The sequence below is a fragment of the Amycolatopsis echigonensis genome, assembly GCF_014174495.1.
Classification (GTDB): domain Bacteria; phylum Actinomycetota; class Actinomycetes; order Mycobacteriales; family Pseudonocardiaceae; genus Amycolatopsis; species Amycolatopsis echigonensis.
The window spans coordinates 1-7,722 of sequence record NZ_JACJHR010000168.1; the positions used below are offsets into that span (position 1 = coordinate 1).

6 protein-coding genes and 1 pseudogene are annotated in these 7,722 nt (G+C 70.2%); 3 read left to right on the forward strand and 4 right to left on the reverse strand.

The window, feature by feature from the left end:
- The coding region (locus H5411_RS45420) for a GNAT family N-acetyltransferase (RefSeq protein WP_183127901.1) at window positions 1–928 on the forward strand (928 nt) is incomplete at its 5' end.
- Between the two features lie 398 nt (window positions 929–1,326).
- Here the strand turns inward: H5411_RS45420 and H5411_RS45425 are convergent.
- Window positions 1,327–1,683, reverse strand: a complete 357-nt coding sequence (locus tag H5411_RS45425) for a VOC family protein (RefSeq protein WP_183127902.1) — start codon at window positions 1,681–1,683, stop codon at window positions 1,327–1,329.
- A 120-nt stretch (window positions 1,684–1,803) separates the two neighbouring features.
- On the opposite strand from H5411_RS45425, the gene H5411_RS45430 reads away from it, so the two are divergent.
- Window positions 1,804–3,552 (forward strand): proline--tRNA ligase, encoded by a 1,749-nt coding sequence (locus tag H5411_RS45430; RefSeq protein WP_183127903.1) that lies wholly within the window; start codon window positions 1,804–1,806, stop codon window positions 3,550–3,552.
- Window positions 3,553–3,557: 5 nt separating this feature from the next.
- A complete protein-coding gene (locus H5411_RS45435; protein ID WP_183127904.1) occupies window positions 3,558–4,556 on the forward strand; it encodes a hypothetical protein in 999 nt (332 codons plus the stop codon).
- Here the strand turns inward: H5411_RS45435 and H5411_RS45440 are convergent.
- The 3 genes and pseudogenes from H5411_RS45440 to H5411_RS49945 all read right to left on the reverse strand — a co-directional run.
- Window positions 4,496–6,667 (reverse strand): bifunctional lysylphosphatidylglycerol flippase/synthetase MprF, encoded by a 2,172-nt coding sequence (locus H5411_RS45440; RefSeq protein ID WP_101435063.1) that lies wholly within the window; start codon window positions 6,665–6,667, stop codon window positions 4,496–4,498. The genes H5411_RS45435 and H5411_RS45440 overlap by 61 nt on opposite strands.
- Window positions 6,668–6,901: 234 nt before the next feature.
- Complete coding sequence (locus H5411_RS45445) at window positions 6,902–7,603, reverse strand: haloacid dehalogenase-like hydrolase (protein WP_167442138.1); 702 nt, start codon at window positions 7,601–7,603, stop codon at window positions 6,902–6,904.
- A gap of 30 nt (window positions 7,604–7,633) precedes the next feature.
- Window positions 7,634–7,722, reverse strand: a pseudogene (locus tag H5411_RS49945) (YjbQ family protein); the annotation flags it as partial.

A 7,722-nucleotide genomic window follows, 5' to 3' on the forward strand; every position in this document is an offset into this window, starting at 1 on the left:
GCCGGCGGTCGCCCGGCTTTGTGCGGTCGCGGAGGAAACCGACCGCACGGGGGTGCACTGGGGCGAGGACGACGTGCGCCAGGAAATGTCCGGCCCGTCGGTCGACCTGCCCGGCGCGAGCATCGGCGCCTGGGACGGCTCGCGCCTGGTGAGCTACGCCCTCGTCATCCCGCGCGACGCCGCTGAGCCGGTGCATCAGCCGCACGTGGCGTCGCTGACCGACCCGGGCTACCGGACGGACGAGGTCGCTTCGATGCTGACGGAGTGGCTCGTGCGCACGGCCCGGAGCGTCCACGCTCAGCACTTCCCGGACGCGAAGCTCGAACTCCACGCGGGCGCGCACGAGAACGAGCATTGGTACCTCTCGCTCCTGGAACGCGGCGGGTTCAAGCAGGAGCGCACCTTCGTGGAGATGCGTGCGGACCTGGGCTCGCTGCCGCCCGCCCCGCCGCTTCCGGACGACTTCCCGCTGGTGGCCTGCGAAGAGCGCTACGACGCCCTGGTGCTTGACGCACGCAACGCAGCCTTTGCCAGCCACTGGGGCAGTACGTGGCTCTCCGCCGACCACTGGCACCACCGGTTCCGCGGCAACAAGGACTTCCAGCCCGATCTGTCGTTCCTCCTCCTTTCCCCGGAACGCGACCGGGTGGTGGCGTTCGTGATGTCGTCGTTCTCCGAGGCGGACGCACTGGCCGCCGGCGTGCGGGACCTGCACGTCAACTACGTCGGCACCGCGGCGGAGGCCCGCGGCCGGGGCCTGGCGTCTGCCCTGCTGGCCCACACCCTCCAAGCCGGCCGCGCGGCGGGGTTCGAGACGTCGTCGCTGTCAGTGGACGTGGACAACACCCACCGTGCGCTGGCGGTCTACGAGCGGTGCGGGTACTGGACCGCCGCGCGGAATTACGGGTACGTTGTGCCGCTCAGCTGACCGCCGAGTCAGGCGCGTCGGGCCCACCGGTAGCTGTGCGTTCGCCGCCCGTGGTCGCATGGCCACCGGTCGAGACGTTCGCCAGTGACCGTGCCCACTGCGTGCGTCAGCTGGCGGCCGCTGCCACGGGTTGCTCATCTCGCGGCCGGGACGAGCAAGCTCGCTTCCGGAACTCGCAAGCCGTTTCCGGGACGACCGGTGCTGCCCTCCGCCCCATGGACCGACGGCCGCCCCCGTGGACCGACGGCCGCCCCCGTGGACCGACGGCCGCGCCAACCCTTGGCCGGAGGCTAGGCACTGCTCGCACCAGGCGGGGCCTGCCGTCCCTCCTCAGCGCCGCCAGCCCACATCAGCGCCACGTCATCCGGCACCTGACCCGGTCATCCCTCACGCCCTCCTCAATGCGTTCCCCTCCCCGCCACGCAAAACACGTTCCCCTCCGGATCCTCGAGCACCGTCCACTCCACCCCAGGCACCGAATGCTGGCCCAGCTCCACCGCGCCCAATCCGACCAGCCGCCGGACCTCCGCCTCCCGGTCCTCCGCTCCGAAGTCCACGTGGATGCGGTTCTTCCCGGTCCGAGGCTCGGGCACCCGCTGAAACCCCAGCTTCGGGCCGCCGGACGGCGGGCGCTCCAGCATCACGAACTCGGGGTAGTCCGCCGCCACCGCAACGCCCAGCGCCGCCGTCCAGAACTCCGCCAGGCGCTGCGGCTCGGCGCAGTCGACGGTGATCATGCCCATCTCCAAACCCATGCCCGCACGCTAACCGCGACCACCGACAAAAACCGTGCCCGCCGATAACCCGCATGCGTCGCGGCCAGGGGGTTGACTACTCTGTGCGAAACGCCTAAGGCCCAGCGCAGGGAGTCCCCAGTGATCACCAGGATGTCGTCGTTGTTCCTCCGCACGCTGCGCGAGGACCCGGCGGACGCCGAGGTACCCAGCCACCGGCTGCTGGTGCGCGCCGGCTACGTCCGCCGGGTCGCCCCGGGTGGTTACTCGTGGCTGCCGCTCGGGCTGCGCGTGCTGCGCCGCGTCGAGCAGGTCGTGCGCGAGGAGATGAACGCGATCGGCGCGCAGGAGATCCAGTTCCCCGCGCTGCTGCCCCGCGAACCCTACGAGGCCACCAACCGCTGGACCGAGTACGGCGACAACCTCTTCCGCCTCAAGGACCGCAAGGGGGCCGACTACCTCCTCGGCCCGACCCACGAGGAGCTGTTCGCGCTCACCGTGAAGGGGGAGTACAGCTCCTACAAGGACTTCCCGGTCACGCTCTACCAGATCCAGACCAAGTACCGCGACGAGGCGCGCCCCCGTGCGGGCATCCTGCGCGGCCGCGAGTTCGTCATGAAGGACTCCTACTCCTTCGACCTCGACGACGAGGGTCTCGAGCGCTCCTACCAGGCCCACCGCGACGCGTACATCAAGCTGTTCGACCGGCTTGGCCTCGAGTACGTGATCGTGGCCGCCACGTCCGGCGCGATGGGCGGCTCGGCGTCCGAGGAGTTCCTGGCGGTTGCCGAGAACGGTGAGGACACCTTCGTCCGCAGCACCGAATCGGGCTACGCGGCGAACGTCGAAGCCGTCGTCACGCCGGTGCCCGCCGCCCGGCCGATCGAAGGTCTGCCCGAGGCACAGGTCCACCACACCCCGAACACGCCGACCATCGAGACGCTTGTCGCGTTCTTCAACGCCGCCGGGCTCGGTCGCGAGTTCACCGCGGCGGACACGCTGAAGAACGTCCTGGTCAAGACGCGCCAGCCGGGCGCGAAGGAGTGGGAGCTGCTCGGCATCGGCGTCCCGGGCGACCGCGAGGTGGACTTCAAGCGTCTCGAAGCGGCGCTCGAACCCGCCGAGGTGCAGCTGCTCGAGGAAGCCGACTTCGCGAAGCACTCGTTCCTCGTCAAGGGTTACATCGGCCCGAAGGCGTTGCAGGAGAACGGGGTCCGCTACCTCGTCGACCCGCGCGTGGTCGAGGGCACCGCTTGGCTGACCGGTGCCGACCAGCGCGACCACCACGTGCTCGACCTGGTCGTCGGCCGCGACTTCACCCCGGACGGCACGATCGAGGCCGCCGAGGTCCGCGAGGGCGACGCGTCGCCGGACGGACACGGCACGCTCGTCGCCGCGCGCGGCATCGAGATCGGGCACATCTTCCAGCTCGGCCGCAAGTACACCGACGCTTTCGAGGTCGACGCGCTCGGCCCGGACTCCAAGCCGGTCCGGATCACCATGGGCTCGTACGGCGTCGGCGTCTCCCGCCTGGTCGCGGTGCTCGCCGAGCAGAACCACGACGAGCAGGGCCTGGTGTGGCCGCGCGAGGTGTCGCCGTTCGACGTGCACGTGGTCATCGCGGGCAAGGACGAGACGGTGCGCGAGGGCGCCGAAAAGCTCGCCGCCGAACTCGACGCCGCCGGTCTCGAGATCATCCTCGACGACCGCAAGGCCACCCCGGGCGTGAAGTTCGCCGACGCGGAGCTGGTCGGCGTCCCGACGATCCTCGTCGTCGGCCGCGGCCTCGCGAACGGGCTGGTCGAGGTCAAGGACCGGCGCACCGGCGAACGCGAGGAAATCGCCGTCGATTCGGTCGTCGACCACCTCGCGAAGCTCGTCCGCGGCTGAAGCCGGTGGGCTGGTTCGGGCGCAAGCGCCGGAACGACGGCGGGTACCAGGACAACGCCGCGGTGAGCGGCTTCGGCGGGTACGAGCCGTCCGACGCGCCGAAGTTCCCGAGCGCCGGGTACGGGAAAACCGGCCCGGCGCCGTCCGAACCAGTCCAGCAGCCGCAGCACACTCCGCCGCCGGAGCAAGGCGCGGCCCCCGTGCGGCCCACCCAGGCACAGCTCCGGCGATCCTCGCCGCGCAGGGCCAATCTCCGCCTGGTGCGGGCCGTCCCGATCGTCATCCTGATCGGGGTGTTCGGCTACAACGTCTTCTCCGCCAAGAACCACCATTCCGCCAGCACGGACGACACTCCGCGCGCCCCGTACACCTACCAGCCGGAGCCTCGGGTCGTCGTGCCGCCGGTGGTCGCGGGATGGCAGTCGGTGGCGGGCAAAGACGGCAGCTACGCGTACGACGTGCCGCCGTCCTGGGAGCCGGCGCCGACCACGCTGCACGGCTGGGACCCGGCGGCCGGATCGCCCGGGATCAACCTGTCCGCCAGCGCGTTCCTCGGCAAGGGCAGCTGCAAGGAAGACGCGGTCGGCCAGATCGGGGGTGCCGGTGTCACCACGGAGAAGACCGGTGACGCCGCCGAAGCCGCCCGCAAGGCCGTCACTGACCTGGGCATCAGCGCGTACACCGGCGAAGGCGCTCCGGCCGCGAAGGTGACGCCCGGTGCGCCGGAGAAGACCGAAGTCAAGATCGCGAACGAAAGCCGCGAGGGCATGCTCGTGGTCGCCGAGGTCACGCCCAGCGGCAACGTGGCGTGCAAGCCGCGGAGCGTGCTGGCCGGTGCGCTCGCGCTCGGAGCCGGTGACAAGTCAGCCGTGCTGGTCGCGTACTCCGAACAGGGCCGCCCGGGCTCCGCGTCCCAGGACGACCTCGTCCGGATTCTGCACAGCTACCGCGGCGTTCCGGCTGCGGACCGGTCCACGACCACGCCACCGCCGACCACGCGCTGACGTCGCAGCGCCAGCTTCGCCAAGTCCATCAGCCCGGCGTTCGGCAGATACGCGCGGCCGAGTGCGATCCCGATCCGCGGCAGGTCGGCTTCGTCGCGATAGGCGAGGTACAACGGCTCGTGCCGCGGCTGGAACTTTGCCTTGAACGCGTGCAGGGAACGGAATCCGTAGTACGGCTCCATCATCGAACCCAGCGCGTCCAGCATCCGGTCGACCATCTGCCGCGGCGTGCTGTCGTTGCTGCGGACCAGCGGCGCGCCCGACAGCGACACGAACTTCGCGCCCTCCTCGCGGAACGCCAGGCAGGTCGAGGCGATCAGGAACTCCATCACCGGCCGGAATCCGCCCGCGCGGCGGCGCATCACGTCGAGCGTCCATCCGCCGACCTCGCCGTCGCCGGTGTGCACCGGCAGCCACGACGTCACGCCGTGCACCGTGCCGTCCGCGTCGACCGCGAGACCGACGCGCGTCGCCGGGTCCATCGCCTGGTCCACGCCGCCGAGCGTGAAGCCCATTTCCGGCAGGCCCTTGTCGCAGATCCACTCCTCGGACAGGGCCCGCACCTGGTCCCGGATCGACCACGGCTGTTCGGCCAGCCGCACCAGCCGGAACTCGATCCCGTCCTTCTTCGCGCGGTTCAGCGCGGTCCGCACGTCCTGCCAGGCCTTGCCGCGGAATTCGAGATTTTCCAGGTCCACCAACGTGTCCTCGGCGACCTGCACGTGCTGCCAGCCCAGTTTCCTGGTCTGCGCGACGGTTCCCGCGGTCGCCGAGAACACGCACGGAACGAGCCCGGTGTTCTCGCACATCGCGGAGAATTCCCGCAGCGTCGCCTCGCTTGTCCCGTCCGGCGCGACCGGGTCGCCCAGTGCCACCGCGACGCCGGCGTGCCGCTGATACGCCAGGTACGACGTGCCGTCGGAGGCGACGAAGTAGGTGTTCTGCGGCCAGGTCGTCATCCACGAGATGGTGCTGCCGCCGTTGCGGCCCAGCAGAAGCCGGGCGAAGGCCGGATCCGGTCCGCCGCGGAACAGCTTGCGCCGCCTGCGCCGCGAGGGCACGCGGAACGCGCGCCGCGCGGAGATCAGCAGCACCAGTTCCACTGTCCACAAGAGATTGTCCACGATGAACAGCGGCGGGCTGCTGAAGTCGTAGTCCTCGCGCACGAGCTGCGTGAGCGCGACGACCCCGGCCAGCACCGCCATCTGCGACGCCGCGAGCACGCACAGCGCGATCGCGCACCGCCAGGCGAACCGCGAACCGCGGCGCAGCCCGTTGAGGATCGGCACCGCGACGATGCACAGCGGGAGAAGTTCGTGGCCGGACAACGAGATCGAGTCGGACGAGCCGAACGGGCCGTCCCCGGGGACCAGCCACATCACCACTTCGGCGACGACCAGCAGCACCAATCCGGCCGACGCGAGCAGCCGCCATTCGCGCAACGACGGTTTGTTGGCGTTGCGCGCGGCGGGTCCGGCGAGCCGACGACCCAGCGGCAGCGCGAGAACGAGCGCGAAGAAATGCACGAGATCGGCGAGGGTGCCGACATAAACGATCGCTACCCCGGCGTACACGCAAAGCCCGGCTCGCAGGCGCAGCCGCCACGGCGTGCGCAGGGTCGCGCTGGTGACGGCGATCGCGGCGAGCGCGCCGCCGGAGAAGCCGACGTCGAGCGTGCCGGCGATCCGGTCGGCCCAATCCCAGCCGGAATTGCGGGAAAGTTCGAGGAATTGCACGGCAACGATCGTCGACACCAATTGCCCGCCGATGGTCACCGCCATCGCGCGCCGGGTCCCGAGATGCCATTCGGCGAATCCGGCCATCAGCGCGAAACTGCCCGCCATCGGCAGGTAGAACCACGGGCGCAGGGCGTAGAACGGCCCGGTGAACAGCGTCCACCAGCGGCCGTGCTCGAGCGACGGAAGGCCGTAGGCGTAATAGTGGAATGCGTGCTGGTGCTCCGCGGCGTGCCAGAGCGAGCCGGTCGCGACCCCCACGATCATGATCGCGAGCACAACGGTCGTCGTGAAAGGAATCCGGTGCCACAGCACCGCTAGCCGTCCGCGTGCCTCTCCGGCCGTGAGGCCGGTTCCCCCCTGTGCGATCGTCATGGGGAAAGTCTGGCGCGGCGATCTTAAGCGGTCATCGGCCGTCGGACCTACTTCTCCCCCTAAGGGACTGCTACCCCAGGGGGACCCGACCCTGGCCCCAAGACTGACCCGGGACCGAGAACAATGCTCTGACCAGCGTAAACGGGCTGGCTTTCGGGTGTTTCCCGGCGGATCCGACCCCGAACAGGGGTTGACGCCGAACGCCGCCCGAACGAGTGAGGCCGGTCGCCTGCCTCAGGGATGCCCGAGCACCGCGGAACGCACGGCGGACAGGTCGGAAAGGTCCGGCAAAACGCGGTGCGCGCCCGCGTCGGTCAATTGTTCGGCGGAAAACCAGCCGGTGGCGACGCCGATCGCCACCGCGCCGTAATCGAGCGCGGCTTCGATGTCGTGGGGAGTATCCCCGAGGATTACTACGGATTCCGCGGGAAATTGCGTGCCGTGCTTCGTTTCCGCGGCTTTGACGGCATGCGGGACGAGGTCGGCGCGTCGTGCGGAAAGCGAGCCGTAACCGCCGATCTCCAGATCGAGATGCTTGTCGAGACCGAGCGCGGCGAGCTTGTGCCGCGAGATCTCCGGCAGGTTTCCGGTGACGAGGCTCTGCACGACGCCCTCGCGCCCGGCGAAATCGGCGAGCGCGGCCGCCGCGCCGTCGAGCGCCCGGCCTTCCTCGGGCAGGCTCGCGCGGGCGCGTTCGACGGCCGCGATCAGCTCCCGCCACATCCGCTGGATGGTTTCCTCGTCCGGTTCGATCCCGTGCAGGGTCAGCACGTCGGCGGTGATGGCGCGTTCGGTCCGGCCGCCGAAATCCGGGTGCGTGCGGTATTCCACGCCGGTCGCCGCGGCGAGCGCGGCACCGTACCAGCCGATCCCCAGCCCGGTGTAGTCGACGAGCGTGTGGTCGATGTCCCAGAGCACCAGCCGGTGCGTGCGAATGGCCGTCACGGCAGCGATGCTACGGCGGGATCAGCCGGTGAGGTAGCTGAAGCGGACCCGGCGGACGGGGTTGTCGACGTTCGTGTCCACCAGGCAGACCGACTGCCAGGTGCCGAGCA

What these genes read in the sequence shown, in the direction of transcription:
- H5411_RS45425 (WP_183127902.1), bottom strand. Translation starts at nt 1,683, where the DNA reads ATGGGTTTGGAGATGGGCATGATCACCGTCGACTGCGCCGAGCCGCAG.
- H5411_RS45440 (WP_101435063.1), bottom strand. Translation starts at nt 6,667, where the DNA reads ATGACGATCGCACAGGGGGGAACCGGCCTCACGGCCGGAGAGGCACGC.